Below are 26,623 nucleotides of genomic sequence, written 5' to 3' on the forward strand. Positions count from 1 at the left end.
AATTACTTCGCGGTGCTGTGCAGAGACTGAATCACTGACGTAAGGTATTTAACCGCCTGAGGTTGCTGGCGCAACTTAAATAAATTCACGAAACTGGCAATGCTGCCGTTCACTCCCTGAACCGGCACATATTCTATAGACAGCCGGTTGTACATGGTAGTAAGTGCTTCCTGCTGCTGCATTTCAAGATCCAGTTCTTCCCGCTTCAGGGCGTCATAGGCTTTTTCATTAAACGGACTGGTCTGCCTTGCTGCACGGCGTTTTTCACGGTGAGCCACAAGTAAACTCTCAGTTTCAGCAATAGCCGCATGCAGCACCTGCCACTGGTTTAATGTAACAATACCGCCGTTATCCATACACCAGCATAACAGCAGCAACATATTCACGTTTATGCCGAAGTCATCCTGCAACGCAATCGCTGTGGCAGCGACATTATCACGTCCGTAAACATCTAAACTGTATTGCCAGAAGGTGTCAGTATTCAGATTCATAAGTAGCTTTTGCCGCCTCCATTGCTTCCTGGGCGTCGAGCCATGCCATTTCATGCTCTTCCATCGCCTGTTTCAACGTTGTCTGTTCATCAAGCAGTGCCATCAGCCTGGCCTTGTTTTGCTCTTCGTATAACGTGGTATCGCTTAACGACGTTTCCACTTCAGAGAGTTTGGCTGACGTGGCTTCCATGGCTTTTTCATGCTTTTCAATCGCCTTTTTCAGCGGTGCGACTGACTGACGAAACTCAGCTTCACGACGTTTTTCCGCTTTGCGATCTACCTTCGGTTTATCGGTTTGCTGCTTCGCCGCTTTCTCTTCATTTTGTTGGGATAAAATCCAACTGCGGTAATCTTCCAAATCACCGTTAAAAGGCTCAACCTGACCGCTGTCGACCAGATAAAAGTCTTCACAAACAGAGGTCAGCAGGAAGCGGTCGTGTGATACCAGTACCATCGCGCCTTCGAACCCCTGCAAGGCCATGTTCAGTGCATGACGCATTTCCAGATCGAGGTGGTTGGTCGGCTCATCGAGTAACAATAAATTGGGCTTCTGATAAACGATCAACGCCAGTACCAGACGTGCTTTCTCGCCGCCGGACATAGGTGCAACAGGTTCCAGGGCCTGATCACCATGAAAACCGAAGCCTCCCAGATAATCCCGTAACTGTTGTTCGGTAGCCTGCTTATCTAACCGCTGAAGATGCAAAATGGCAGAAGCTTTGGGATCCAGGGTTTCCAACTGATGCTGGGCAAAGTAGCCCACGTTAAGCCCTTTGGCAGTAGTAAACGTGCCCTGCATAGGATCGTGCACACAAGCGAGCAGTTTGATCAGTGTCGACTTACCCTGACCATTGCGTCCCAGTAACCCGATGCGGCTGCCCGGCACCAGGTTAAGTTTAACGTTATTAAGAATAACCTTGTCACCATAGCCCAGTTGAATATCCCGCATCTGAATAAGCGGGTTAGGCAGACCGGTTGGCTCAGCGAATTCGAAATTAAAGGCACTGGCAGCATGGGCCGGCAAAATCTGCTCCATCCGCTCGAGTTGCTTAATCCGGCTTTGCGCCTGTTTAGCTTTACTGGCTTTGGCTTTGAAGCGTGTAATGAAAGACTCAAGATGAGCGATTTTATCCTGCTGTTTCTGAAATTCGATATTCTGTAAGCGGAGTCGTTCTGCACGCTGCTTTTCGTAGGAAGAGTAATTGCCTGTGTAGGCAATAAGTTGTTGCTGTTCAACACTGACGATTTGCGCCACAGTGTTATCAATAAATGCCTTATCGTGAGAGATAAGAATCAGCGTTCCTGAATAGCGTTGCAGCCATTTTTCCAACCAGATGACTGCATCTAAATCGAGGTGGTTGGTCGGTTCGTCCAGCAACAGCAGATCAGAAGGACAAAGCAGTGCCTGCGCCAGGTTGAGCCGCATGCGCCACCCACCTGAAAAATCAGTCACCGGTGCTGACAGCTGAGCGGTTGAGAAGCCCAGACCAGCCAGAATGGTAGCCGCCCGCGCCTCTACGTCGTAAGCGCCTGCATGTTCCAGCTGACCATGCAGCTGTCCCATAGCTTCGCCATCCTGCTTCGCTTCGGCTTCAGCCAGTTTAGCCTGTAATCCGCGCAGTAATTTGTCACCGTCAATCACGTAATCAATCGCACAGCGATCGGTGGCCGGTGTTTCCTGTGCCACGCTGACGATACGCCAGTGTGCAGGTACCTGACAATCGCCGGCATCAACCTGTAATTCTCCGCGAAGTAAAGCGAACAAACTCGACTTACCACAGCCATTGCTGCCGATCAGAGCGGTTTTGTGTCCGGGGAATATTTGTGTACTGGCGTTTTCAAGTAGCACTTTGCTACCACGCATCAATGTAACGTCAGATAAGGTGATCATGCCTGCACAGTTGTCCTGTTATTTAAGCTGCGTATGATAGCAAACTCACCCGGCAATGGCTTGTATTTCACTCATTAGTCGCCATAATCCAGCATGAAGAAATTGTTGTAATCTGCGGAGTAATCATGGCTGAACGCAAAAGAAAACGTTTTATCGCCGGCGCAACCTGTCCCAAGTGTCAGGCATTAGATTCCATCATGTTGTTTTTTGAGAACAATGTGGAAAAACTGGAATGCGTTAAGTGCGGATATTCGCAATCGCAAACCGACGACAAAGTAGAAGCAAAAACCCGATCGGATGAAAATGTGATTGGTGTATTTAAGCCACACTGATTTGTTAAAGTTACCCGCCGGAGCAGGAAAAGGGTGTGCGTTTATGCCGCACGGACCTGCCCGGGTGCCTGCCTCACATTAGTTTTTCCTGCTAAAACAAACCGTTAACCCTATAGCCCTGCAGCATTTTCCTCTTTACATTCACTGGCACGCCACTTGAATTGTTAATAAATACCTCCGGATTATTTATTTTTCATTTAAGCGCGGACTGACCATGGCCAGACATAAAACCAGAACCACATTAAAAGCACTCGCGATCCTCGCCGGGCTGCTGATAATTGTCCGCATCAGTTTGCCTTTTGCAGCTCAGTGGTACATCAACGACGTACTGGATGAAGGGGAAGAATTTACCGGTAGTGTTGGCGATGTGGACATTATGCTGTGGCGCGGCGCCTACAGTCTGGATGATGTGGTTATTCTGAAACGGACCGGTGAGGTAGAACAACCGTTCTTTGAAGCAAAGCAGGTAGAGTTCAGCCTGTTGTGGAATGCCCTGCTGGATAAAGCCCTGGTAGCGCAGGTCGACCTTACCGCACCGGAGCTAAACTTCGTAGACGGTAAAAGTGATGCTGAAAGTCAGTCAGGTGAAAATGAGAACTGGCTTTATCTGGCGGACCAGCTAGTGCCACTTAAGGTTGACCGCTTTGAAATCCGCCGGGGTATTGTCCGGTTCATCAACCCGGATTCAGAGCCCGCCGTTAACATTGAACTGCACGATATTCATGCCGTAGCAAGAAATTTGGTTAACAGCCGCTCTTTGTCAAAAGATCTCATTGCCACCATTGAAGCCAGCGGAAATACAGAGCAACAAGGGACCATTGCGCTGTCGGGCTCACTGAATCCGGCTACTAAGAATCCGACCTTCGATGTCAATCTGCAGGCCAATGATGTGGCGCTGGTGAATTTTAAAAACTTCCTCGATACCTACGCACCCTTCGATTTAGAAGCCGGTACATTAGAACTGGCGCTGGAACTGGCCAGCGACGACGGAGAAATTTCAGGCTACGCCAAGCCTATTCTGCATCAGGTTGAGGTTTTTTCATGGAAAGGAGACATCGAAGAGGATGATGATGGCTTCTTTCGCGGACTTGCCGAAGCACTGTCAGCTTTTATTGCGGAATTGTTCGAAAACCAGAGTGAAGATCAGATAGCCACACGCATTCCCATTTCCGGCTCACTGAATAATGTAGACACACCGGTTCTCGCGACCATAGGTGGCATTCTAAAAAATGCATTTATTCAGGCTATCAACGGTAATCTTGAAGATAGTGTGCAATGGAGCGACGCCGAAGAGGCAAAAGAAGAGAAAGAACAGGAAGCCGCCGGTGAAGAAAACCCGCGCCCTGATCCACAGTAACCGGCAGGGGTGAATCAGTTTACCATCACCCGCTCAGCTGCTCAGGACGTCACAGCCTTCTTGCGCGGACGACCGCGCTTACCTTCCGTCAAACGACGACCGGTAACCTGTTCAATGCGCTTGATGAAACCGGGATCTCCCATAGCCAGTCCCATTTTCAGTGACTTGGCAATATCTGCATCCAGATCGTTATTCTGGTGCTGCAAGTGCTGCAAATGCAGTGCTCTTCGTTGTTCCGGTTGTTTTGCTGTCCGTTCGTAGGCACTGTGAGGCGTCACCATGGTGTTGGGTAACCCCAGTGCATTGGCACTGACACTTGACCAGGCGTATTGTTCAGGCGTACTGCACAACGCTTCATTTACCGGCTTCTGCTCTATGAAGCGGTACACTTCCAAAAGCAGCTCATCATCTAAAACCAGTGCTGATTTATAACGATCACGCCAGATTGCTCCGCTGGTGCCATACCGCTGGTGAAAGTACTGCGCATAAAGTCGTCCGGTTGCCTGCAACATTAACGAGATACCGTCACCGGCCGCGGGAGTGCACAGAAAAAGAATGCTGTCTTTACCTGCCGACCAGGCATGCATTGCCACATTATAACGCTGTGCATAACGGCCGAGATAATCGAGATAGGTCAGCCTGTCAGTGTCATCCCGAAACGGGGACACACCTTTTCGTCCTGTTCGCTGGACGAGTTGCGGAATACCTGCCGGAGACGTTCTTAACTTTCTGGCCATGAAAAGTGCTTCGTTATGTCATTTAACGGGTCGTTTTCTTAGCTTAGACAAGATTCATGCAATTATCTAAAACAATCAACAGATTATTTCACTGCCTGCACTGACAGGTGTTGCAGACAGATTAATAGTGAGGAGGCGGAGTTTCGTCTGACAGCTTAGCAATATTAGACGGTTCAAAGCCTTTGACTTTCTCCATCATAAAACGCAACTGTACCTGCATTTTTTCGATTTGATATTGTTGAGACGTCAGTGCTTCATTCAACGTATCAATTGTGTGTTCCTGGAACGCTACCTTGGTCTGCAGTTCTTCAATTTCCTGCATGGCGTGTTCCAGCGTAAGTGTGTCGCTCATTCTTCAATTGCCCATAATTCAGCTAAACCACTGCTGCTTTCAGAGAGCAGTGTGTTGTTACCCATAAACCCGACGGCATACACCACGGCAGTTGCCGGCCTCGTGCCTTCTTTCGCCGCCACTTTCCATTCGCCGGTCTGCTCACCGGTTTTAACATCCCACATGTAGATACTGCGTGAGGGTGAACCGGTAAGTAAATGCTTACCATCTTCAGAGAAGACGGCATCAGTAAATATTTTCTGGCGCGCAATATACTTCAGGTTGCTGATCTGCGCACCTGTTTGTGCATCCCACACCTTAGAGCCCTGTTTACTGTCTGCAGTAAATACGTAGCGTCCGGCATCATCCAGCGCCACTTTAGAAATACGGCTGCTGTGAGTAAAGGTATGGATAATTTGTCCTGTCTGCGTACTCCATAGATACGCCACATAGTCGTTACCACCGGTAAGGGCATATTCACCGTTGGGTGAAATATCCACAGAGTTGATGCGTTCCTGGTGACCCAGAAACTCAAGTCGCCGTCCGGTTTCCGGCTCAAAGTACATGACTTTACCGCTGGAGCGGCCAACGAGGATCCCTTTTCCATTATTGGTTACCGCCACATCGCGGATTGTCGATTCATCAATGCGCCAGAACCCTACCGGCTCACCACTTTCAATGCTCCATAACGCAAAAGCTTCGCGGTCTGATGTCACCACAAATTTATTGTCAGCGGAAATATGAATAGCCAGGACCAGATTGTTGCCCTCGCTCTGGTGCTGCCAGTGAAACAGCACATTGTCATCTAAATTGTGCCAAACGTTGATACCGTTATCGACACCGGATACCACGCTGTACTCACCGTTCGGCGATATGTCAGCGGCGTAGGCGCCGTCTTCTGCATGCCACCACTGGTTAACCGGGGTGGTATCAGGCACAGTACATCCGGTTACTGAAAAAAGTAAAAACGCCAGTAATGGCATTGTTTGGAACAATCGTCGATGAATCATGTCTTACAGGTTTCGCTTTATATGCAGCCGTGTTTACCATAGCATGGAACAGTTAGGGTCGGATGACCTTAATATCAATTTAGCAAAATGATTTTACTTTGATCGGTTTGCTAAATTGATTAGTTTATACCTTATAACACAAGCCAGTCGTCCCCGTGCGGTGCGACGAACATAATATTAGAATGGAGAAGTTTATGCGTAAGTCGCTTGTCGCCTTATCAACCGTTGCTGCTTTAGGTCTTTTTGCCTGTCAGCCAAATACAAATGAGCAGTCTAAAGAAGCTGCGGCAAAAGAAGCACCTGCACAAGGTACAGCCGCTGCGGACATGACAGACGAACAGAAGCACGCCTACGCAATGGGTGCAAGCATGGGCGTATTCATCACGACCCGCGCAAAGCAGCAGGAACAGGTTGGTTTACCGCTGGATATTGAAACGCTGAAACAGGGTTTCACTGACGCTCTGGGCGAAAACATGAAGTTCAGCCGTGCTGAAATTCAGCAATTTGCTCAGGCCGGTGAAGAAGCCATGCGTGCAAAGCAGCAGGAAATGGCAGCAAAAGCAGCGGAAGAGAATATTCAGCTGGGCGCTGATTACCTGGCAGAAAACGCTAAGAAAGAAGGCGTGACTGTGACTGATTCAGGTCTTCAGTACGAAGTGATTGAAGAAGGCACCGGTAAGAGCCCTGAAGCCACTGACACAGTTAAAGTTCACTACCACGGTACGTTGATTGACGGTACTGTGTTCGATTCTTCATACGAGCGTAATGAGCCGGTTACTTTCCCGCTTAACCGCGTTATCCCCGGCTGGACCGAAGGTGTTCAGTTAATGAAAGAAGGTTCAAAATTCCGTTTCGTTATTCCAGCGGAGCTGGCTTACGGCGAACGTTCTACCGGTCTGATCACACCTAACTCAACGCTTATCTTCGATGTTGAGTTGATTGAAGTAGTGGACACTGAAGAAGGCGAAACAGAGTAATTTGTTTCTCTCTCCGGCCGCGCCGGAAACAGAATTGAAAACGGCCCTTAACGGGCCGTTTTGTTATTCACTGTAAAACGGGTAATCGATATATCCCTTCTCTTCACCTGCGTAGAATGTATCCGGATCCGGCTCGTTCAACGCAACGCCTTTTTCAAGACGCAATGCCAAATCGGGGTTAGCAATGTAAGGCCGGCCAAAAGCGACGGCATCAGCGTAACCAGATTCCACAGCCTGTTTGGCTGACAGGTAATCATAGTCCCCGTTAGCGATATAAAATCCCTGCCAGTGTTCCCGCAATGTGACAAGCGTCGCAAGATCTTCGTTACTGGCGGGCATACCCGGGAAGCGCTCAACCATATGCAGGTAAGCCAGATTCAACGGATTTAAGAAGTTTATCACCTCTCTGAACGTCGCCAGCGGATCGCTGTCAGCGATATCATTCTGATTACCAACCGGCGACAGCCGGATACCCACCTGCGACGCATCCCAGACTTTGAGTACCGCACGGGTGACTTCTTTTAGAAAGCGCAGTCTGTTTTCGATACTGCCACCATATTCGTCGTCCCGCAAATTCGTTTTATCACGGATGAACTGGTCAATCAGATAGCCGTTGGCAGCATGTATTTCCACACCGTCGAAACCGGCCTCACGGGCATTCTCAGCAGCTTTCTGATAATCAGCAATGGTTAACTGAATGTCGCTGACAGTCATCGCCTCCGGTTCAGACGCCGGACGCTTTTCGCCATCAAAAAACACATCAACATCTGGTTTCACCGCTGACGGAGCCAGCGGCTTCTGATTATCAGGCTGAAAGTGGCTGTGACTGATACGGCCTACATGCCACAGCTGAAGAAACACTTTTCCTCCCTCAGCATGCACAGCTTCTGTGATTTCCCGCCATTTCGATACCTGGTCAGCGCTGTAAATGCCGGGAGTCCGGATATATCCCTTACCCTGCGGATTGATTTGGGTGGCTTCGCAAATGATGAGTCCTGCCGTTGCACGCTGCTGATAATAAGTCAGGGCCATGTCTGCAGGCACATCGGTGGTATCGTCAGCGCGACTACGGGTGAGCGGCGCCATAAAGATGCGGTTATTCACATCCACATTGCCCATACGGGCAGATTCAAATAGTGATTTCATATTAGCTTCCCTGAAATTAACTGTGATGGATAGCAGGTAATTTCCCTACGCACCTGATCATCGGGAAGTTTAGTTACAAACATTAAATCTGCCGGTGGCCAGAACGAAACAACCCCCTCACGAAGGAGGGGGTTGTTGTATCAAAAGTTATATCTGTCAGCCCTGTATCAGCTGTTACCTGACAATAAGTGTCTGCGACGCTCCGGTCTCTTCCTTAACGTAGCGCAGTGGCGGATCATCATATGACCAACTTTATAAGCGGCGATACCACCCACCAGCAACGCTGCGGTTTTCACACTGTTAATGTGAACTAAAATATCTATCATCCCGATGGAGAACAGAATAACGCCGGTGAGAAACAGCAGAAAGCCGGCAATAGTAATACCGTTTGACGTGAAGGACTGACCACCACGTTTTACTTCTGTCTGAGTTTGCTCATGCTGCATAATGTTATTCACTCGATTTATTCCATGTTAATAATGGATATTACTACGACATTTTATTTACAAATTTGTTCAATATTCATGCAAACAATCTGCATAAGCTTGTAAAAGTTATGCACAATTACCACATTGCAAACTAGTTATCGACGTAATTTTAGTTTTGATTAGCTGAAAAAACAAAAACATAGCGAAAAAGGCAAATGCGAACACCGCTTATTTCCCGAAATGGGTACCGAAAATTACAGGCAGAGCTGGATCATCTCTGGCGTGAAGAAAGACCGGAGACAACACGCAAAGTCACCTGGGCAGCGAGTCTCGGGGATCGTAGTGAGAATGCTGACTATCAGTACAATAAAAAACGTCTGCGGGAAATCGACCGCAGGGTCCGCTACTTGCGTAAGTGTCTGGAAAATCTGAAAGTTGTGGATTACTCGCCGCAACAGGAAGGCAAAGTGTTTTTTGGTGCCTGGGTCGAAATTGAAAATGAAGACGGCAAAACCATGACCCTCCGCATTGTCGGCTATGATGAAATTTTCGGCCGCAAGGACTATATCTCGGTGGATGCGCCGATGGCCCGCGCACTCATCGGAAAAACCACTGAAGATGAAATTTTTGTCAAAACCGAAGCAGGCAACTTTGAGTGGTGGATAAATAAAATTTGGTACGACACGACGGATAAGATATAGCAAACCCGCTAAAAGAGGCATGAAATGAAGTTCGCTGAGACAAAAGCCCTTCTGACATAAGCCATCGGTGATATACTTACGCCTCTTTTTTGCACCCTATTTAGGTAACAGCTGGCAGCGACTCGGGGCAGAGTGCTCATCTCCCTTTTTTAATCCAGCAGGACACAAATTAAAACGCCACAGAGCTTATTTATGATTATCAACAAAATTGCCGAAGAACTTGCCGTTAATGCCAATCAGGTGCAGGCGGCTGTTTCATTACTCGATGAGGGTGCTACGGTTCCTTTTATCGCCCGTTACCGGAAAGAGGCAACGCAAGGACTGGACGATACTCAGCTTCGTAACCTCGAACAGCGACTGACATACCTGCGTGAATTAGAAGATCGCCGCAGCGTGATTTTAAAGTCCATTGAAGAACAGGGTAAGCTTACCGATGCGCTGAGAAAGGACATCACCACTGCGGACAGCAAAACGACGCTAGAAGATTTATACCTGCCCTACAAGCCACGTCGCCGCACTAAAGGTCAGATCGCTATTGAAGCCGGGCTTGAGCCTTTAGCTGATAAACTGTTTAACGACCCGTCGCTGACACCGGAAGCCGAAGCAGAAGCATTTGTTTCTGCTGAAAAAGGCGTAGCCGATACCAAAGCCGCACTGGAAGGTGCCCGCTTTATCCTGATGGAACGGTTTGCCGAAGACGCTTCTCTGCTGGCGAAAGTACGCCGCTATCTGAATGACAATGCCTTCGTAACCAGTACAGTGGCTCCCGGTAAAGAGCAGGAAGCCATTAAGTACAAAGATTATTTCGACCATCAGGAAAAACTGAAAAGCGTGCCGTCTCACCGTGCTCTTGCCATGTTCCGTGGCCGCAATGAGGGCATGCTGCATATTCAGTTGAACGCAGACCCGCAAAATGAAGATGCCACGGCACCGTCACACTGCGAATTCATCATTGCCGATCATTACAATATCAGTGACAAAGGCCGTGCTGCTGATGCGTTTTTAAAGCAGGTTGTACAGTGGACCTGGAAAATCAAAATTGCTCTGCACATGGAAACCGAACTGTTTTCGGGCTTACGTGAGCAGGCTGAAGAAGAAGCCATCAGCGTATTCGCTAAAAACCTTAATGATCTGCTGATGGCGGCGCCGGCCGGCGCGAAAACCACCATGGGTCTGGATCCGGGCTTGCGTACCGGGGTCAAAGTCGCGGTGGTAGATAGAACCGGTAAGGTGGTAGCCACAAATACGATTTTCCCACACGCGCCGCAAAACGCCTGGGATAAGTCTATGCGCACACTGATTAATGTGTGCAAACAGCATAAAGTAGAGCTCATCAGTATCGGTAACGGTACCGGCTCCCGCGAAACGGATAAACTGGTTGCTGAAATGCTGAAAGCAGCGCCGGAGCTGGGTGCTCAGAAAATCATGGTCAGTGAAGCCGGAGCATCGGTGTACTCGGCGTCGGAACTGGCATCGAAAGAACTGCCGGATATGGACGTATCGCTGCGTGGCGCTGTATCAATTGCCCGTCGTCTGCAGGATCCTCTCGCCGAACTGGTAAAAATTGAGCCGAAGGCTATTGGTGTTGGCCAGTATCAGCACGACGTAAGCCAGAGTCAGTTAGGCAAATCACTGGATCGCGTTATCGAGGACTGTGTAAACGCCGTAGGCGTCGACCTGAACACCGCGTCTCCTGCACTGCTGTCTTATGTATCGGGCCTGAACAAAACACTGGCACAAAATATCGTTGCATTTCGCGATAACAACGGCGCTTTTGGCGACCGTAAATCCTTATTAAAGGTTGAACGGTTAGGTCCTAAAGCCTTTGAACAGGCAGCCGGCTTCCTGCGTATCACCGCAGGCACAAACCCGCTGGATGCCTCCGCCGTTCACCCGGAAGCCTATCCGGTTATTGACAGCATTGTTGACCGTACGCAGGTCGCCGTAAACGACCTGATTGGTAACACCGATCTGCTGCGTAAGCTGGCACCGGAGGACTTCACCAGTGAAGCATTCGGTTTGCCAACCGTAAAAGATATCCTGAAAGAGCTGGACAAACCCGGCCGTGACCCCCGTCCTGAATTTAAAACAGCGACCTTCAAAGAAGGCGTTGAAACCATCAGCGATCTGAAGCCGGGCATGATTCTGGAAGGTGTTGTCAGTAACGTGGCAAACTTCGGTGCTTTCGTTGACGTGGGTGTGCATCAGGATGGTCTGGTTCACATCTCGGCACTGACCAACAAGTTCATCTCGGATCCCCGTGAAGTAGTAAAAGCCGGTGATATCGTAAAAGTGAAAGTGCTGGAAGTAGACGTACAGCGTAAGCGTATTTCCTTTACTATGCGCCTTGACGATACCCCTGCGCCGGCCGCTGAAAAGCGCCAGAGCGGCGCCGGGAAACCTGCCGGGAAGCAAGGTAAAGGACGTCAACCCGGTCGTAATAGCGGTGGTAATAACCGACAGGCGCAAGCGCCGGCAAATGCTGCCATGGGCAATGCATTCGCAGATGCATTTGCTAAAGCTAAACAGAAGTAATTGCGGACAGAACCTTCAGAAAGCCGGCATGATGCCGGCTTTCTTGCTTTTACCCGCCGCTCTGAGTAAATTTAATAAAACATTCGGGACAGGCTATATGTCACTGTGATCACTATTAAATTTATCTGGCGCCTACTGGCTGTTGCGCTCTGGTTTATCAGCCTGACTGTATCTGCCACCAACTTGACTTCAGAACTGGAAAGCTTTGAGCAAAGACTCCGGCAGGAAATCCCTATGCCGGTCGGTGAAGTGCTCGACACACTGGAATCCCGGTTGCTGAGCAACGACTATACACAGTCAGAAAAAGCCCGCATCGGGGCGCTTTACGTCGTTTACATGCTAAAGATTCATCATTCAGCCTCTGATAAGGTGATCGCGGTGCTGGAATCTGTCTCGCAGGACAATGAATCCGGCCCGGTTATCCGCGTGGGCCTGGCCAGAATGTATGGCATCAATGCTGAATACAGTAAAAGCTATTACCTGTTCGAAGGACTCCTGAAGCAAGCTTCCCTTGCACCTGACGTCCGCGCACTCACCATCGCCTACCTGATTGTGACCTACAGCGAAAACCAGGTATTTGCCTCTAACGCCAGGCTCATTAATACGCTCAGCGAGCTTATATTCAGTAATCAGCTGGAACAGTTACTCCCCCTGCACAATTACATGGTTGCTGATTACTATCATTCCATTAATTCGCTGGATATAGCGCTGGAGTATTATGAGAAGTCACTCAACGGGGCGCTCAGTCAGCAAGACTGGCTGCTGGTCAGCGACAACCTGTACGACATTGGGATATTGCACCGTAACCGGGGCAATTATGATGCCGCCATCAGCTACTTCAGAAAAGCGGAGGCCAACGATAAGAACATCGATATAAACTACTCTGAATACCTTGCTCTGTACGGTATGGCAACGACCTACTTCAATTCAGGACAGTACGATCTCGCACTACCTCTTTCGGAAGCCGTTACCTCTCATCCGCTGACATCTGCATTTTACGATACCGAAATTTATAAATGGCGGGCAAAAGCGTTTCTGGATATGAAGCAATATGCAGAGGCAGAAGAGGCTCTGGATATTTCCCGTAAAATGTACGACGAAGACAGAACTGCTGAGCAGACGACCTGGCGTGCAGAGCTGGAACAGATTGCTGCTCATATAACAGCGGCCAGAGGAGATTACAAAACCGCATTTGCTCAGTACGAACAATTTCATGAAGACTATCTGGATGCAAAGAAGTACGAAGACCTGGAATTAATTGAGAGTGCGAACCTGGTACATCAGATAGAGCAGGAAAGAGAGAAAGCCAGTGAACTGGAGAAAGAAAATGAGTCTATATCGGCACTTCTCACGGCCATAGAATCGGCCAGAGCAACCCAGCAACGTTACAATCAATGGTTAGTTGTGGTTATCGTTCTGGGTATTGTCACACTGCTCATCATTCTCTATCTACTTCGCAAATCACGCCACACTAACCAGTTATACGCAGATGCAAAAGCCAAAGCTGAACTTCAGGACAAGCTGAAAACCGATTTCCTGTCGAATATCAGTCACGAAATCCGTACTCCGTTAAACGCTATTATCGGTTTTGGACAGGTGCTGACCGAAAAACTGGATAATCCGAAACATAAACGCCTTACGAATCAGATCGTTAACTCTTCAGAAATGCTGCTGCAATTGATTAATGACCTGCTCGACTTCTCTAAAATTGAAGCCGGCAAGCTGGAGCTTGATGCCGAACAGTACAACATTCGCCATAGTCTGAAAAAACTGGCGGATATCTTCCACGGTCAGGCTCAGAATAAAGGGCTAAAGCTGGTTTTCTCCATCGATCCTGAGTTGCCTCCGGTACTGATATTCGACGAATTGAGATTCAAGCAGATCCTGGCGAATCTGATCAGTAACGCCATTAAATTTTCATCTGAAGGCAAAATTGAAATCAGGCTGAAACTACTGCGTATTGACGAGGAAAGCTGCACATTTGAGGCCGGTGTGAAAGATACCGGCATCGGTATCAGTGAAGCACAGAAAGAAACCCTGTTTGAACCCTTTATTCAGGCTGAAAGCTCAACCGCCCGCAAGTATGGCGGCTCAGGTCTGGGACTGCATATCTGTAATCAGCTGTTGTCGCTGATGGACTCTAAGCTTGAACTGGAAAGTGAAACAGGCAAAGGCTCTGACTTCTTTTTCACCGTCACCATGCCTTACGCAACACAGATAAAGCCCGTTAAACCAGTAACAAAAACGTCAGACAATACTTTTTCGGGGCAGCGGTTACTGCTGGTAGAAGACAACGATATTAACGTGGAAGTGATTCTGGCTATGCTTTCAACCACCAGCCTTCAAATCACCCGCGCTGCTAACGGCCGTGAGGCTGTGCAACAGATGGTAGACAACACCTTTGATATTGTACTGATGGATATTCAGATGCCGGAAATGGATGGCTATGAGGCAACCCGTCATATCAGACAGGAAATGGGTATTACCACACCGGTTATTGCCCTGACGGCAAACGCCATGAGTCAGGACATTGAAGCCTGCTGTGCAGCGGGTATGAATGACCACATCAGTAAGCCGGTGCAGAAAGACACCTTGCTGGACACCATAATGAAGTATCTGAGCGACGACTAAATGCCGGTTAAAAATAAATACCGGTAAATCGCATCAGGCGCTGGCGGAGAAACCACCTGCTTTCGGGGTCACAGTGGCCTGATAGAATTGCTGAATTACGCCAATACGTGACTGTATGGCCGGAGACTGGTAAGCATCGCCGCCAATTTCCAGCGAACGGTCAGCAACAGCGTCAACAGAAAATGCTTCTGCACTATCCCCGCTTTCAGTTTCTGTTGAGCCGGGGTTACCGTTGGATGACAATTCCTGACGGGCTTCATTTGCTTTGCGGGATGCCTCTGCGGCCACTTTTAAATCTTGCGAAGATGGCTCAGCCGGTGCTAAAGCGGCAGCGCGCACCTGCTCCATTTTCTGAACGGTCTGCTCAGGCGTTTCAGCATCGGACACATCAATGCTGACTTCCCCGTCAGTTACGTATCGCTGACCATCCGGGCCTGTTTCATACTGATATTGAGGAGAACCTGCATACTGGCCACCACGGGCTGCATGAGCCTGCTCGTGCTGACGCACTTCCTGGTCACGGGATTTTAGCTCTTCAACTTCCTGCTGCTGAGCCTGCTGTTGCTGCTTCTCTTCCGCCGATTCTTTACCTGCGCTTTCCTGATTAGCGTTATCGGTAGCAGCTTCAGGGTTGTCTGCATTTTCATTCTGCTGCAGTGCATCAGCACGGGCATCAACCTGAATTTGCGGGCGTTCATAGGTTACGGGAGCAGGTTTCTGACCGGGCAGTCTTGCACGGTCTGATTCAGAACCTAATCCTTGCTCAGACGCACTCTGATCTGCATCTTTAGAGGGAGGAATGGTGTCTTTCAGTAAGTTGTCACGGCGTGCAGACTCGGTGTTCACATTTGCGGTGGTGAACACTAACGAAGTCGGAACGGGCGTGACAATATTCATGATATTGAAGCTGTGATCAGGTCAGCGTATCGATAATGGTGCCGACGGTATCAAACGCCGTATCGACCACTTTTGCAGAAGCAAGGGCATTGTTGCGGTTGTACTGCAATGACATTAAATCAGACGTCAGGCTGTCACCACCGGTGGGCAATGTGTTGCGGATATTCGACAAATTGTTCAGCGATGCATTAGTCAGCACCTGACTGGTGCCATTTAATTCAACACTGGTTTGCGCTGCGCGCTGGGCAATATTCACGGATGCCTGTGTCATGCCCTGATAGGCATTCTGAATGCCGCTCATGCCAGACACGATCGCCGAATTGATATTATTACCAATAATACTCGACATGACTGATACCTCTTTTTTGCATATTGGCTACCACACCAATCTGCACCTCATACTCTCTCACGGTTAATTATTGACCAAAATGAGTAAAATGAGAAGTACCGGAGATAAAAAAACGCGCCTCCTGTAAACCGCTGGAGGCGCGTTTCTCATTAAGATGCTGATATCACATCAATATATAGCTCAAGGTACTTCAAAAGGTCGCCCCAATGAACTGACGAATAATATCGGCAGATTGTTGCGGATGAGAAATAAAAGGGGCGTGAGATGCATGGGGCAACACAACCGTGTCACTTTGCGGGTGCAGCTCGCAGATACGGTCAATGCCGCTGGTCGGTACCAGGCTGTCCAGCCGTCCGTATATCCTTAATGTCGGCTGCCTGATACGCCCGATATGTTCGCGGAGATCTTCACTGGAAAGCAGCGCCAGAGAAGCTTTCAGCGCCTCTTCTGCCGGTGAAGGCCATGCGGTAATACTTTGTCTGATGGCTTTCATATCCTGGCGGGCGGTATCACTGCCCATGGCCTGAATGGCGAGAAACCGCTCCAGGGTTTTGCCGTAATCTTTTGCCAGCTGAGTTTCAAACTGGGCAAGCAATTCGGCATCAATACCCGGCCAGCAGGGACCGTTAACAAATCTGGGCGTTGAGGCAATGGTGATGAGGGCACTTACATGCTCCGGTAAATCCAGAGCCAGTTGCTGTGCAACCAGACCGCCCAGTGACCATCCTGCGACCACGCAGTTTTCCGGCAGATACGGCGTTATCATTTTCGCCACAGATGCCACGGTATAAGGCTCTTCCGGCAGCACACCGTTGTTTTCACCAAAGCCCGGCAAATCAATGGTGGTCACTTTGAATTCGCTTTCCAGCAACGGAATGAAGTGTTCAAACACACCACTGTTCATGCCCCAGCCGTGAAGCAAAACCAGATCTTTTCCTGTACCCCGGGTACGGCTGACGAGATTTTCTGAGACGTTAGCATTTAACACTGATGACATCCTTTGACTATGCCTCCAATTTTGCCGCTGCAGAGCACCACTGCCGGGCTGACAGAGTACTTAACCATGCGACTTCCCAACTTAGCTTGTTTGCTGTGTAATCAGTACAGTGACGTACCTGTGTGTACGTTCTGCAAATTTGATACCCGCTTTTTGTTGCAGCTTGGCTATCAGGGTAATTTACTGCGCTACAAAAAAATCAGCCAGCAATTTTTACCGCCCTCCTACAGTGCGTTAAGGGCCTGCGGAGAATATCGCTGGCCATTTGACCAGCTTATCAAAGCCATGAAATTCCGGCGCTGTCAGATAAGCCCGGCAATTCTTGGCAACTGGTTCACCTCACAGTGTATCGATGAAGACACACTATTACCGGATGCCTTACTCCCCGTTCCCGTACCACTACACCGCTTTTTTCGCCGGCAGTTCAACCAGGCAACAGAACTGGCCCGTCACATCGGACGCCGGATAGACAGACCGGTCATCGCTGACTGGGCCCGCCGCACCGGCGGACGATCACAACACACGCTGAAAAAGGACCACCGGATGCATAACCTGCACAGCGCTTTTCGGGTGAGGCCCTGCAAGGAACTTCGCCACGTAGCCATCATTGATGATGTTATGACTACCGGCGCGACGGCTAATGTGCTCGCCGGACAGCTGCGCCAACATCACCCCGACCTCATCATTGAAGTCTGGGTGATGGCGCTGACCTGCCGGTTCCCCTTAGCGGACTAAGTGGCCTGACTGATAGATCGCGTTTGACATCAGCTTACCGGTACCATACCAGTAGCCCCGGAAAAGCAGGTTGTCAGTAAAGCCAATCACCACGCCACGACCTTTCGGCTGAGTCAGCACAGATGCCGTGCCGCCAATCATGGTTTCCAGTTGTTTTGCACTGAATCCGGCCATCAACGGACTGCCGGAATAGTAACCGGGCCTGGTGAACGGGTCGGCGTCAGCATGCACAATCATATTACTGGTTTTAAATACCGGCAGTGTTTTCCCCGTGTAACCAAAGAAAATGGGATGAGTCGGGTCAATACCGGTTTCGTACACGGCTCCGGCAATAATTTTACTGGCACCCAGCGCAGATTTATCTGCATAGGTCAGCTTATCTACCGGAAAAACACTGTCGACTTTATCGCGGGATACGATTTCCGCATCCAGCCAGCCTTTTTGTGCAAAGAATTTTACCGCCGATTTCTGTCCAATCAGCACGCCGCCATTATTCACCCAGTCACTGATATCATTGTTGAGCTTGTCGCTCAGACCACTGTAACTGCCACTGACGAAAATAATATGGGAGTAGTCAGCCAGGCGGATAGTGCTCAGACGGTCCTGCTCCACAATGACCGGCGCGGTGCCTACACGGGTGTCCAGATAGTGCCAGATTTCTCCGGCTTCCGATGAACTGGTGCCGTTACCGCCCACCAGCAGAATTGATGGCGCTTTTACCGGTGCAAGGGTACGACCGCCAAGATCCGAGCCCTGCGGCGTCAGTCCGCTTTTTATACCAAACACTTCCACACCGGTTAAGGCCGACGTATCCTGTAACAGGCTGAGCAGATCATCAGGCTGTGATAATGGTGTGGGCACAATAATGGTTCCGGCTGCGAAATCACGATTCCGGCCATCAGTCAGTTTGGCGGTAAAGGGCGTTTCAGCACTGCGCACTGTGGCCCCGTTTTCCAGCAGCTGTTGCAGCATTGCCGGCGCATAGTAACTTTTCCATTCAAATGCATAGGCGTACGCTTCACCATCAACGAGCGGTACCGGCATTTTCACCGGCCCGGCTTCCGTTTTGATGCCACGCCCGGCACGTTTGCTCAGCACGTCGTAATCAAGATTAAACGCCAGCGCGATATTCCAGTTAGATACGTCATAGAAGGTGTTCTCAGCAAATTGCTGACGGGTAGAAAACAGGCTCTTTACCAGGCGGTATTTTGGTTGATTAAAAGGCACAACCAGACTGCCTTTGCTGTAGCGCTTGTTATCAATTTCCTCGTCATCTCTTGCGTAACTGTATTGGATCTCATGTTGATTGAGGATCGACAGTAAAGCCTCTTTACGGCCACTGTCATCCGGCATAGCCACAATCGCCCCGAAGTGCTCATCCTTATCAATCGCGTCAGCCGTCTCAGAGAAAAATGTATTCTGGTAATTCAGAATAGCAGGCTTATTGGCCAGCGAACCGGCAATCGTACTCAGACTGGTAGTCACATGGTTCTGGATAGTTTGTGCAAAGGCCAGCTCTCCGTTCACCGTATCCTGTACGTGTCCGCGGCTGCTTGCCTGTTCAAACAGAATACCGATACTACCCATGGAATCGGGATACGATGAACCTTTGCCGTAGTAAAAATCGTCAAAACCTTCTTCCGAGAAGTATAACTGACCTGCGTCATCAAACGCTTTGGCGTGAAAAGCTGCCAGCGCTTCTGTAAGCCTCACATTGCCGTCAGGCGTATTCGGGTTTTTCCGCGACGGCACACCGGGCTGGAAGAAATAGGTGCTGTCCGGCCCCATCTCATGATGATCGGTCAGTACATGAGGACGCCATTTCTGAAACTGTTTGATCCGCGCCTGTGACTCAGGATGGGTCAGCAATAACCAGTCACGGTTTAAGTCGAACCAGTAATGATTCGTTCTGCCGGAAGGCCAGTCTTCCTTGTGCTCCCGGTTTTCTCCGTCAGCGACAAGATTTTTGCTTTTATGCATGTTTGCCCACTGTGCGAAACGGGACAAACCGTCAGGATTGAATGAGGGATCCAGCAACACGACATTTTTGCTGAGCAAATCTGTTACCGTTTCATCCTGCGCTGCGGCCAGGTAATACGCCATGACCAGTGCAGCGTTACTTCCGGAAGGCTCATTTCCATGAATGCTGTATCCCATGTACAGAAACAGAGGCGCATCTTTTGCGGCTTTAGCCCCGCTGTTCACTGTTTTAAGATGGTTTTCCCGCCATTGCGGTAACTTACTGCGGTTTTCCGGTGCAGTAATGGTGAGCAGCAATAACGGACGGTTTTCATGGGTGCGGCCGGTTTCTTCAATGCTGATGCGGTCAGATGCTGCTGCCAGAGTATACATGTACCCGGCCAGCTGATCATGGCGTACATGCCAGGTACCCACTTCAGTACCAAGATAAGATTCAGGGGTCGGAATAGCAGGGTCATAGCTGGTATTTGCCGGCAGATAAGCGGTAACCGGTTTACCTCCGGTATCTTTAAATACCGGTGCTGCTGATGCTGAATACACGACAAAAGCAAAAAGGGCGAACACCCATTTTCCTGCGCGTCTGAAACTTGAATCCATTTTTCTTTTTCCTGTTGTTTTTTGTACTTTTGACCACACCTGTATAAAAGCATGCAATACTTGACTGTTTTAGTCAGGTAAATTTGTTATTATATGCGCTATCACGATGCAACGTAGGATTTGTTAATGATCAATATATCAGAAGACGCACAGGCTCACTTCGCAAAACTGCTGGAAAAACAAGATGCCGGGACGAACATCAGAGTGTTCGTGGTTAACCCCGGAACCTCAACAGCGGAATGCGGTGTGTCTTATTGTCCTCCGTCTGCTGTTGAACCCGGCGACATCCGTTTAAACTTCAACGGATTCGACGCCATTGTTGACGCAGAGAGTGCGCCGTTTCTGGAAGAAGCAGAGATTGACTACGTGACGGACCAGATGGGTTCTCAGCTCACTCTGAAAGCGCCAAATGCAAAAGCCAGAAAAGTGGACGACAATGCGCCCCTGGTTGACCGTGTAAGCTATGTCATTGAGTCGGAAGTTAACCCGCAACTGGCCAGCCACGGCGGTAAAGTAGTATTGCTTGAAATCACTGAAGAAGGTTTCGCCATTCTGCAATTTGGTGGCGGCTGTAACGGTTGTTCAATGGTCGATGTCACCCTGAAAGAAGGGATTGAAAAGCAGTTGCTTGAACAGTTCCCGGGAGAACTGACAGGTGTGCGTGATGCCACCGAGCACGAAGCCGGCGAGCACTCGTATTATTAATCCGTCTGACGCGTCGCTGACTGCACTACACCGCAGCTGGCGACGGTTCAAAACAGGCCTGGCACTCTTTATCGCGGGTGCCACGGCGCTGATGACCATCAGCTCTTACCATCCCGCGCTGTATTTTATCTCGCTTATTGTTCTGTTCAGTGGTTTTGTCATCGCCATGAGTGGCTATCTGGCCATACTTTGGCAACGTCTTAAAGTGATGAATCCCGCCGCCAGAAAACGAAACCGAGAGTGATACCTCTCGCCAGCAGGAAAGCCAGCATAGCATACCAGAGCGCCACATTCCCCTGTGACTGACACACCCACCAAACCGGAAAAAACACAAAAGCCGCACTGACAAGCATGGTATTTCGCATGGCGTCTGAGCGGGTAAGCCCAACAAATACGCCGTCAAAGAAAAAGCACCAGTGTGCCACCAGCGGCAACAACACCATGAGGGGCAAATAAGCCTGCGCAGCGGTTTGCAACGCAGCAATCCCCGTGAGAGATGCGATAATAAAATTACCGGCAAGGTAAAACAAAGCGGCATACACGAGGGCAAAAGCCGAAGACCAGAATAATCCCCGCTTCACATGCCCGCCCAGGCGTTCCTTGTCATTTGCGCCGGCCGCTTCGCCGATAAGCGCTTCAACAGCATAGGCAACGCCGTCCAGCCCCAGTGCAATTAACACGAAAAACTGCATGAGAATGGCATTCACCGCTGCCGCGGTTTCACCGATCCTCGCCCCCTGAATGGTCAGAAATGCAATGCAGACCTGAAGCGCCAGGTTCCGGATTAACATATCGCTGTTAAGCTTCAGCAGAATTTTTTGTGCTGCGCGGTTAAACCAGTCTGCTTGCGGACGCCACCCTGTAGTGAGCTTAAGGGCGCACACCACGCCCGATAACATCATGGTGTATTCAGCCAGCACACTGGCCAGCGCCACACCACCAACAGACATATCAAGGCCATACACAAACAGAATATCCAGCGCAGCATTCAACAGGTTGCCTGCCACCTGAATCCATAACACATGACGGGTTTTCTGTTGACCTACCAGCCAGCCGGTTAATGCCATGTTGAGCATCGCAGCCGGTGCGCCCCATACCCGGATATTAAAGTACTCCCGGGTATAAGAACCCACTTCAGCACCGGATGAGGCTAACGCAAGCCCTGCCTGCAATACAGGCACTTGCAGAGCAACGATAAGTAAGCCGGCAACGAAGGCAACCGCGCCTGTTTGCCACAGTACTTTTGCGGAGAGTAAGCCGGGCTGTTTAGGATCGCCTTTTGCCTGTGCACTCAGGCCAGTGGACGACATTCTGAGAAAGCCGCACACCCAGTAGATTTGCGTGAGGATCAATGTTCCAATAGATGCACCGGCCAGCATGGCAGATGAATCCATATGCCCCATTACGGCCGTATCAACCAGCCCGAGTAAGGGAGTGGTAATATTGGCCAGGATCATGGGAAAAGCGATGGCCAGTAAGGTTTTATGGGCTGGCCAGCCAGCAGTGGCGGTCGTGGTCAAAACGGAAATAACACAGTTTAAGGAATATGCATGCAGCTTATCAGAAACCGCGCAATGAAGTGGGGAAAAGGTGTGTTTGCCAGCGTTGTGACGCTGTTAGTGATGGCACAATCTGCGGCCGCTGCCGGGCAGGACAGTGCAGTGGTTTTACTTTACCACCACGTATCTGAAGACACGCCGGCAAGCACCAGTGTTACACCTGAACAATTTAAAACCCACATGACCTGGCTGGCGGAAAATTACAAAGTCATGCCCCTTCAGGACATTACAGAAGCGCTGAAAAACAAGCAGACATTGCCGGAAAATGCCGTTGCGGTCACCTTTGATGATGGCTACCGGAATATTCTTGAAAACGGTCACCCTGTGATGCAGTCATTGAAACTTCCCTACACCGTATTTATCAATCCTGATGAAATTGGCCGCTTGAAAAACCAGTTAAGCTGGGATGATGTAAAAGCCATGCACAAAGACGGTGTGGATTTTGCCAACCATACACTGGACCATTTGCACATGCTGGACCGTCAGCAGGATGAGTCCAAAGAGGCCTGGTTAGAACGGGTATGGCAAAATGTAGAAGAAGCGGAGAAGAAACTCACGGCACAAACCGGTGAGTCACTGAAATACCTGGCGTATCCCTTCGGTGAATACAATAAAACACTGGCTGATAAACTGGCAAAAGAGGGATACACCGGATTCGGACAGCATTCCGGCGGCATCAGCAGTTACAGTGATTTTACCGCATTACCACGCTTTCCCGCGGCTGGCCGTTTTGCCAATATGGCGCCTTTGAAAGTGAAAATTGCAAGTTTGGGTATGCCGGTGACACACAACGATATCGATAACCCTGAGCGCACTGCCAGAGTCATCGATGAAACACTGTCGTTCACCACTAACAGCGACGATGTGGGCTTAACCCGCGCCGCCTGTTACTACCAGGGTGAATCACTGCCGGTTAACATCAACGGCAAAACCTTGTCATACACGCTGAATACCGTGCTGCCGGTTGGCCGTTCACGTATTAACTGTACCGCACCGTCGAATTCGCAGAACGGTCGCTACTATTGGTTTTCGCAACCGTTCTTTATTTCCGGCGAAGACGGCACCTATCCGGATTAAGTGATAACCGGCGCAATACCTTTAGTGAATTGAATGAAAGGCGGGATCCCCTGCCTTGATTTGAAGCCCATGGATTTATAGAAATCGATGGCTCTGGTGTTGTGTTCCTCTACGTCCAGGACGAGAGATAATTTGCCCAGTTCACGTGCCATGTTTTCCATGTACCTGACGAGGATGGTGGCAACACCACTTCGTCTGGCTCCGGCTGCCACAGCCAGATGTCCGATAGACATTTCCAGCACCATAGGCGGGTTAAGCGCGATGGTGTAAGTTTGACTTCGCATCACCACATCAATAGCCTCATCAAGACCAAAGAAATCGGTAATCGATGTCAATGTATCCCGATCAAATTGCTGCGGAAGGCTGTCGTGCCAGCATGAAATAATGCCGACAATTTCGTCTTCTATACACGCCAGCCAGTGATTGGCAAAACCATATTGTCCCGTGCCGCGAAGCCAGGCCGCTGAAAGGAAAGCAAACGCCGTATCACGGTCGCCGTCCCCATATATTTTCGTAAGTAAATGCTCTCCCGCATCCAGTAACAACGGCACCGCATAAGTCGCATCCCTTGCGGTTGCCTGACGTACTACTACTGTCATGAATACTACCGGGTGATAACCACCTTAGGCATATCTGCAAGAATTTGCTCGCTGTCTATGATCGCTAACTTCCCGGGCTCCATTATTGGTTTGAACCTTCCGAGCACTTCCGCTTCGGGGCTGATGAGAACCACCGACGCGCTATGATCGACCAGATAGTCAGCTTTATCAGTGTCCTCAGTTAATGAGTACATCAATCCCATGTTCCTGACAAGGGGGAATATTTCGGCGTGCGGACCGGTTGCAGCGATGAAGTCTTTATTAAAAAAACTTATATAACTTTTAAGCCTTTGAAAAGTATCCCTTTTGGGATCTACAGACAAAAATAGTACTTGAGTATTAGCCCCGGGTTTTATATACGAAAGTTCAGGCCATATTTTATTTAAAGACGCCATCGTTGTGGGGCACACATCCGGACAATAAGTGTAGCCTAAAAATACTAATGTCCAGGCGCCGGTCAGATTTTCCCTGGTAAAAGGCTGTCCGTCAGCATCTGTAAGAGAAAAATCGTCCAGTGGTTTGGGCTGAGGATAAGCCTGAAAGTACTCCGGTGCCCGGCTTTCACCGGAAGGCGGAGCGATATAAAGGGCACCTGCAATGCCGGCGATCAACGCTACCACAGCGATGATGCCGGTTAAGGTTCTTTGAGTCATAGTGTTACGGGTAAGTAGTGGTCAATTAAGAGCACCACAAACAATAACATGAGATGGTAAATAGAATAGCGGAATGTTTTCATTGCCGTGTCGGGCTTAGCCGCAAACTTTAACTTGCATGCCCACAAACAGAACCCTGCATTCAATACCAGCGATCCCGCCAGATAAATTAGGTGAGACATACCGGTAAGGTAGGGCAGCAAACACACCAGAACCAGCAGCACGGTGTAAGCCAGCACCGAGGTTTTGGTGAACGATTCCCCGTGGGTAACCGGCAGCATAGGCACGTTGGCCCGTGCGTAGTCCTTTTGCCTGTGTATCGCCAGCGCCCAGAAGTGGGGGGGAGTCCAGGTAAAAACAATTAGTACCAGCAACAAAGCATGGGCGTGGATCTCGCCGGTTACCGCTGTCCAGCCCAGCAGCGGCGGTGCCGCACCTGCCAGTCCGCCGATAACAATATTCTGAGGCGTCGCCCGCTTGAGGAACATGGTGTAAATAACCGCATACCCGACCAGACTGGCCAGTGTGAGCATGGCAGTAAGGGCATTCACGAAAAACCACAGTAATGCGAATCCGGCGAGCCCCAGTACAGCGGCAAAAAACAGCGCCTGAGATACACTCACCTTACCCTTCACGACCGGGCGGTTGACAGTACGGGCCATCATGCCGTCGATGCGGTGATCAACCACATGATTAATTACCGCTGCAGAAGAGGCCAGCATACCAATCCCCGCCATACCGGCAATAAGTGCATTTGCCGGCACCAGCGACTCGGTGGCCAGGCACATACCGACCAGGGCTGTGAGCAACAGCAGCATAACCACCTTAGGCTTGGTTAACTCATAATAGTCACGCCAGCTGACCGGCTGAGATGTCGCTAAGCGGCGCTGATGAACAGAAACAGATTTAGCCATGTGCTCCTCCCTGTTGCGGATCACCCTGATAGCGGGACACCTGATAAGTGATCCATACCATTACCAGTAATAAACAGGCAGCGACGATGTTGTGAGCAACGGCCACAATGACGGGAAGACTCAGCACGACGTTGCTTACGCCCAGTGTTACCTGAATCATCAGCACCCCGATGAGCAGCAGCGCGGCACTTTTCACCGGCGCAGCCACCTCCCGGCTGTACAGCCTGAAGCCGAGCCAGAGTAAATATAAAAACGTAATGACCGCGCCGGCTCTGTGCACAATATGCATTGTCATGCGTTCACCGTATCCGTGGGCGCCATATTCGTAGGTTTCGGCATAAGGCACACTGAATGCACCGGAAAAGTCGAGCCTGGAGGCCCAGCCATCTTCACACACCGGAAAGTCAGTACAGGCAAGTGCGGCATAGTTTGCTGATGTCCAGCCCCCGAGGCCAATCTGCATCAGCAGAATAGCCATGCCAAACAGTGCAAATTTGGTGATGCTGTTAATACGCCGGGGCTTTCGTTTACTCTCCCGTAATTTGAGATGCAGTAAAAACAGGCACGCCAGTATGGTGAAGCCGCCGAGCAGATGCCCCATAACCACAACCGGCAGTAAATTCAGCGTCACCGTCCACATGCCCAGGGCAGCCTGAAAGATAACCAGTGCAACAAGCAACAGTGGCAGGCGTACGGTACGGCCGCTGTGACGCTGCTTCACAGCGATGGCAGCGATAGTAAAAATACATAAACCCAGTGCACCGGCAAAGTAACGGTGAATCATTTCATTCCAGGCTTTGGCCGCTTCTACCGGACGTTCGGGGAAAGCGGCATTCGCCGCCTCAACATGGTGGTCTTGTAACGGAACGGTGAGCAACCCGTAGCATCCCGGCCAGTCAGGACAGCCCAGCCCGGCATCGGTGAGCCGCGTGTAGGCCCCGAGAATAATAACCACCACCGCGAGGATCAGACTAAACAGGACTAACTTTCTCAT

26 protein-coding genes are annotated in these 26,623 nt (G+C 49.9%); 10 read left to right on the forward strand and 16 right to left on the reverse strand.

The genetic code is table 11. The features are described 5' to 3' along the window. Nucleotides 1-2: 2 nt before the first annotated feature. Both ACXAGR_RS05645 and ACXAGR_RS05650 read right to left on the reverse strand, forming a co-directional pair. Nucleotides 3-491, reverse strand: a complete 489-nt coding sequence (locus ACXAGR_RS05645; protein ID WP_474848618.1) for a TIGR02444 family protein — start codon at nt 489-491, stop codon at nt 3-5. Then, nucleotides 475-2,382 (reverse strand): ATP-binding cassette domain-containing protein, encoded by a 1,908-nt coding sequence (locus ACXAGR_RS05650; RefSeq protein WP_474842144.1) that lies wholly within the window; start codon nt 2,380-2,382, stop codon nt 475-477. Before ACXAGR_RS05650 ends, ACXAGR_RS05645 begins: the two co-directional genes overlap by 17 nt. Before the next feature lie 125 nt (nt 2,383-2,507). On the opposite strand from ACXAGR_RS05650, the gene ACXAGR_RS05655 reads away from it, so the two are divergent. Together ACXAGR_RS05655 and ACXAGR_RS05660 are read left to right on the forward strand one after the other, a co-directional pair. After that, nucleotides 2,508-2,714 carry a YheV family putative zinc ribbon protein gene (locus ACXAGR_RS05655; protein WP_119503119.1) on the forward strand — a complete coding sequence of 69 codons (207 nt, stop codon included), beginning with the start codon at nt 2,508-2,510 and terminating at the stop codon, nt 2,712-2,714. A 214-nt stretch (nt 2,715-2,928) separates the two neighbouring features. Beyond that, a complete protein-coding gene (locus ACXAGR_RS05660) occupies nt 2,929-4,071 on the forward strand; it encodes a DUF748 domain-containing protein (protein ID WP_474848620.1) in 1,143 nt (380 codons plus the stop codon). A gap of 41 nt (nt 4,072-4,112) precedes the next feature. Here the strand turns inward: ACXAGR_RS05660 and ACXAGR_RS05665 are convergent, their stop codons facing one another. The 3 genes from ACXAGR_RS05665 to ACXAGR_RS05675 form a co-directional block, all read right to left on the reverse strand. Beyond that, a complete protein-coding gene (locus ACXAGR_RS05665; RefSeq protein ID WP_474842149.1) occupies nt 4,113-4,808 on the reverse strand; it encodes a transposase in 696 nt (231 codons plus the stop codon). Between the two features lie 121 nt (nt 4,809-4,929). Next, the gene (locus tag ACXAGR_RS05670; RefSeq protein WP_303572434.1) at nt 4,930-5,160 is read right to left on the reverse strand and encodes a SlyX family protein; all 231 of its coding nucleotides are present in this window, start codon (nt 5,158-5,160) and stop codon (nt 4,930-4,932) included. Further along, entirely contained in the window at nt 5,157-6,122 is a 966-nt protein-coding gene (locus ACXAGR_RS05675) for a WD40 repeat domain-containing protein (protein ID WP_474842400.1), read from the reverse strand. The genes ACXAGR_RS05670 and ACXAGR_RS05675 overlap by 4 nt, the downstream gene beginning before the upstream one ends. A 221-nt stretch (nt 6,123-6,343) precedes the next feature. On the opposite strand from ACXAGR_RS05675, the gene fkpA reads away from it, so the two are divergent. Beyond that, the gene (gene fkpA / locus ACXAGR_RS05680; protein WP_303572435.1) at nt 6,344-7,126 is read left to right on the forward strand and encodes an FKBP-type peptidyl-prolyl cis-trans isomerase; all 783 of its coding nucleotides are present in this window, start codon (nt 6,344-6,346) and stop codon (nt 7,124-7,126) included. A gap of 63 nt (nt 7,127-7,189) precedes the next feature. On the opposite strand, the gene ACXAGR_RS05685 is transcribed toward fkpA, so the two are convergent. Next, complete coding sequence (locus tag ACXAGR_RS05685; RefSeq protein WP_474848622.1) at nt 7,190-8,272, reverse strand: alkene reductase; 1,083 nt, start codon at nt 8,270-8,272, stop codon at nt 7,190-7,192. 167 nt (nt 8,273-8,439) lie between these two features. Continuing rightward, nucleotides 8,440-8,730, reverse strand: coding sequence for a hypothetical protein (locus ACXAGR_RS05690; protein ID WP_474842154.1), 291 nt, complete (start codon nt 8,728-8,730; stop codon nt 8,440-8,442). A 185-nt stretch (nt 8,731-8,915) separates the two neighbouring features. On the opposite strand from ACXAGR_RS05690, the gene greB reads away from it, so the two are divergent. The 3 genes from greB to ACXAGR_RS05705 all read left to right on the forward strand — a co-directional run bounded on the left by greB (nt 8,916) and on the right by ACXAGR_RS05705 (nt 14,567). Continuing rightward, nucleotides 8,916-9,401, forward strand: coding sequence for a transcription elongation factor GreB (gene greB / locus ACXAGR_RS05695; protein WP_474848624.1), 486 nt, complete (start codon nt 8,916-8,918; stop codon nt 9,399-9,401). Nucleotides 9,402-9,593: 192 nt separating this feature from the next. After that, the gene (locus tag ACXAGR_RS05700; RefSeq protein ID WP_474848626.1) at nt 9,594-11,936 is read left to right on the forward strand and encodes a Tex family protein; all 2,343 of its coding nucleotides are present in this window, start codon (nt 9,594-9,596) and stop codon (nt 11,934-11,936) included. Between the two features lie 105 nt (nt 11,937-12,041). Further along, nucleotides 12,042-14,567 (forward strand): response regulator, encoded by a 2,526-nt coding sequence (locus ACXAGR_RS05705; RefSeq protein WP_474848628.1) that lies wholly within the window; start codon nt 12,042-12,044, stop codon nt 14,565-14,567. Nucleotides 14,568-14,600: 33 nt separating this feature from the next. Here ACXAGR_RS05705 and ACXAGR_RS05710 read toward each other — a convergent pair whose 3' ends face one another. The 3 genes from ACXAGR_RS05710 to bioH all read right to left on the reverse strand — a co-directional run bounded on the left by ACXAGR_RS05710 (nt 14,601) and on the right by bioH (nt 16,810). Next, on the reverse strand, nt 14,601-15,464 hold the full coding sequence (locus ACXAGR_RS05710; protein WP_474848630.1) for a putative metalloprotease CJM1_0395 family protein: 864 nt from the start codon (nt 15,462-15,464) through the stop codon (nt 14,601-14,603). 16 nt (nt 15,465-15,480) lie between these two features. Next, the gene (locus ACXAGR_RS05715) at nt 15,481-15,813 is read right to left on the reverse strand and encodes a hypothetical protein (protein WP_119503133.1); all 333 of its coding nucleotides are present in this window, start codon (nt 15,811-15,813) and stop codon (nt 15,481-15,483) included. Between the two features lie 190 nt (nt 15,814-16,003). After that, complete coding sequence (bioH, locus tag ACXAGR_RS05720) at nt 16,004-16,810, reverse strand: pimeloyl-ACP methyl ester esterase BioH (RefSeq protein ID WP_474848632.1); 807 nt, start codon at nt 16,808-16,810, stop codon at nt 16,004-16,006. 66 nt (nt 16,811-16,876) lie between these two features. Here bioH and ACXAGR_RS05725 point away from each other — a divergent pair, with 66 nt between their 5' ends. Further along, nucleotides 16,877-17,545: a ComF family protein gene (locus tag ACXAGR_RS05725; protein WP_474848634.1), complete on the forward strand. Its 669-nt coding sequence runs from the start codon at nt 16,877-16,879 to the stop codon at nt 17,543-17,545. Here ACXAGR_RS05725 and ACXAGR_RS05730 read toward each other — a convergent pair. Next, entirely contained in the window at nt 17,534-20,122 is a 2,589-nt protein-coding gene (locus ACXAGR_RS05730) for a M14 family metallopeptidase (protein WP_474848636.1), read from the reverse strand. The two genes, ACXAGR_RS05725 and ACXAGR_RS05730, sit on opposite strands and share 12 nt — an antisense overlap. 126 nt (nt 20,123-20,248) lie before the next feature. Between ACXAGR_RS05730 and nfuA the strand changes: the two genes are divergently transcribed. Beyond that, nucleotides 20,249-20,827 carry a Fe-S biogenesis protein NfuA gene (gene nfuA / locus ACXAGR_RS05735; RefSeq protein WP_119503141.1) on the forward strand — a complete coding sequence of 193 codons (579 nt, stop codon included), beginning with the start codon at nt 20,249-20,251 and terminating at the stop codon, nt 20,825-20,827. Further along, a complete protein-coding gene (locus ACXAGR_RS05740; RefSeq protein ID WP_349590763.1) occupies nt 20,787-21,071 on the forward strand; it encodes a hypothetical protein in 285 nt (94 codons plus the stop codon). Before nfuA ends, ACXAGR_RS05740 begins: the two co-directional genes overlap by 41 nt. On the opposite strand, the gene ACXAGR_RS05745 is transcribed toward ACXAGR_RS05740, so the two are convergent. Next, on the reverse strand, nt 21,028-22,356 hold the full coding sequence (locus tag ACXAGR_RS05745; RefSeq protein ID WP_474848834.1) for an MATE family efflux transporter: 1,329 nt from the start codon (nt 22,354-22,356) through the stop codon (nt 21,028-21,030). The genes ACXAGR_RS05740 and ACXAGR_RS05745 overlap by 44 nt on opposite strands. 21 nt (nt 22,357-22,377) lie before the next feature. On the opposite strand from ACXAGR_RS05745, the gene ACXAGR_RS05750 reads away from it, so the two are divergent. After that, the gene (locus tag ACXAGR_RS05750; protein WP_474848638.1) at nt 22,378-23,463 is read left to right on the forward strand and encodes a polysaccharide deacetylase family protein; all 1,086 of its coding nucleotides are present in this window, start codon (nt 22,378-22,380) and stop codon (nt 23,461-23,463) included. On the opposite strand, the gene ACXAGR_RS05755 is transcribed toward ACXAGR_RS05750, so the two are convergent. Genes ACXAGR_RS05755 through ACXAGR_RS05770 form a run of 4 tightly spaced genes read right to left on the reverse strand, consistent with a single transcriptional unit; the run spans nt 23,460 to nt 26,623 of the window. After that, nucleotides 23,460-24,062, reverse strand: a complete 603-nt coding sequence (locus ACXAGR_RS05755; RefSeq protein ID WP_119503142.1) for a GNAT family N-acetyltransferase — start codon at nt 24,060-24,062, stop codon at nt 23,460-23,462. The genes ACXAGR_RS05750 and ACXAGR_RS05755 overlap by 4 nt on opposite strands. A 5-nt stretch (nt 24,063-24,067) precedes the next feature. Continuing rightward, nucleotides 24,068-24,715, reverse strand: coding sequence for an SCO family protein (locus tag ACXAGR_RS05760; RefSeq protein ID WP_474842176.1), 648 nt, complete (start codon nt 24,713-24,715; stop codon nt 24,068-24,070). Further along, nucleotides 24,712-25,629, reverse strand: coding sequence for a heme o synthase (cyoE, locus tag ACXAGR_RS05765; protein ID WP_474848640.1), 918 nt, complete (start codon nt 25,627-25,629; stop codon nt 24,712-24,714). Before cyoE ends, ACXAGR_RS05760 begins: the two co-directional genes overlap by 4 nt. Next, on the reverse strand, nt 25,622-26,623 hold the full coding sequence (locus ACXAGR_RS05770) for a COX15/CtaA family protein (protein ID WP_474842179.1): 1,002 nt from the start codon (nt 26,621-26,623) through the stop codon (nt 25,622-25,624). Before ACXAGR_RS05770 ends, cyoE begins: the two co-directional genes overlap by 8 nt.

The organism is Alteromonas sp. ABH4_457, from assembly GCF_056160625.1.

Coding starts and splice junctions, on each gene's coding strand:
- ACXAGR_RS05645 (WP_474848618.1), bottom strand. CDS start 491: ATGAATCTGAATACTGACACCTTCTGGCAATACAGTTTAGATGTTTAC.
- ACXAGR_RS05650 (WP_474842144.1), bottom strand. CDS start 2,382: ATGATCACCTTATCTGACGTTACATTGATGCGTGGTAGCAAAGTGCTA.
- ACXAGR_RS05655 (WP_119503119.1), top strand. CDS start 2,508: ATGGCTGAACGCAAAAGAAAACGTTTTATCGCCGGCGCAACCTGTCCC.
- ACXAGR_RS05660 (WP_474848620.1), top strand. CDS start 2,929: ATGGCCAGACATAAAACCAGAACCACATTAAAAGCACTCGCGATCCTC.
- ACXAGR_RS05665 (WP_474842149.1), bottom strand. CDS start 4,808: ATGGCCAGAAAGTTAAGAACGTCTCCGGCAGGTATTCCGCAACTCGTC.
- ACXAGR_RS05670 (WP_303572434.1), bottom strand. CDS start 5,160: ATGAGCGACACACTTACGCTGGAACACGCCATGCAGGAAATTGAAGAA.
- ACXAGR_RS05675 (WP_474842400.1), bottom strand. CDS start 6,122: ATGCCATTACTGGCGTTTTTACTTTTTTCAGTAACCGGATGTACTGTG.
- fkpA (WP_303572435.1), top strand. CDS start 6,344: ATGCGTAAGTCGCTTGTCGCCTTATCAACCGTTGCTGCTTTAGGTCTT.
- ACXAGR_RS05685 (WP_474848622.1), bottom strand. CDS start 8,272: ATGAAATCACTATTTGAATCTGCCCGTATGGGCAATGTGGATGTGAAT.
- greB (WP_474848624.1), top strand. CDS start 8,916: ATGCGAACACCGCTTATTTCCCGAAATGGGTACCGAAAATTACAGGCA.
- ACXAGR_RS05700 (WP_474848626.1), top strand. CDS start 9,594: ATGATTATCAACAAAATTGCCGAAGAACTTGCCGTTAATGCCAATCAG.
- ACXAGR_RS05710 (WP_474848630.1), bottom strand. CDS start 15,464: ATGAATATTGTCACGCCCGTTCCGACTTCGTTAGTGTTCACCACCGCA.
- ACXAGR_RS05715 (WP_119503133.1), bottom strand. CDS start 15,813: ATGTCGAGTATTATTGGTAATAATATCAATTCGGCGATCGTGTCTGGC.
- bioH (WP_474848632.1), bottom strand. CDS start 16,810: ATGTCATCAGTGTTAAATGCTAACGTCTCAGAAAATCTCGTCAGCCGT.
- ACXAGR_RS05725 (WP_474848634.1), top strand. CDS start 16,877: ATGCGACTTCCCAACTTAGCTTGTTTGCTGTGTAATCAGTACAGTGAC.
- ACXAGR_RS05730 (WP_474848636.1), bottom strand. CDS start 20,122: ATGGATTCAAGTTTCAGACGCGCAGGAAAATGGGTGTTCGCCCTTTTT.
- nfuA (WP_119503141.1), top strand. CDS start 20,249: ATGATCAATATATCAGAAGACGCACAGGCTCACTTCGCAAAACTGCTG.
- ACXAGR_RS05740 (WP_349590763.1), top strand. CDS start 20,787: ATGCCACCGAGCACGAAGCCGGCGAGCACTCGTATTATTAATCCGTCT.
- ACXAGR_RS05750 (WP_474848638.1), top strand. CDS start 22,378: ATGCAGCTTATCAGAAACCGCGCAATGAAGTGGGGAAAAGGTGTGTTT.
- ACXAGR_RS05755 (WP_119503142.1), bottom strand. CDS start 24,062: ATGACAGTAGTAGTACGTCAGGCAACCGCAAGGGATGCGACTTATGCG.
- ACXAGR_RS05760 (WP_474842176.1), bottom strand. CDS start 24,715: ATGACTCAAAGAACCTTAACCGGCATCATCGCTGTGGTAGCGTTGATC.
- cyoE (WP_474848640.1), bottom strand. CDS start 25,629: ATGGCTAAATCTGTTTCTGTTCATCAGCGCCGCTTAGCGACATCTCAG.
- ACXAGR_RS05770 (WP_474842179.1), bottom strand. CDS start 26,623: ATGAGAAAGTTAGTCCTGTTTAGTCTGATCCTCGCGGTGGTGGTTATT.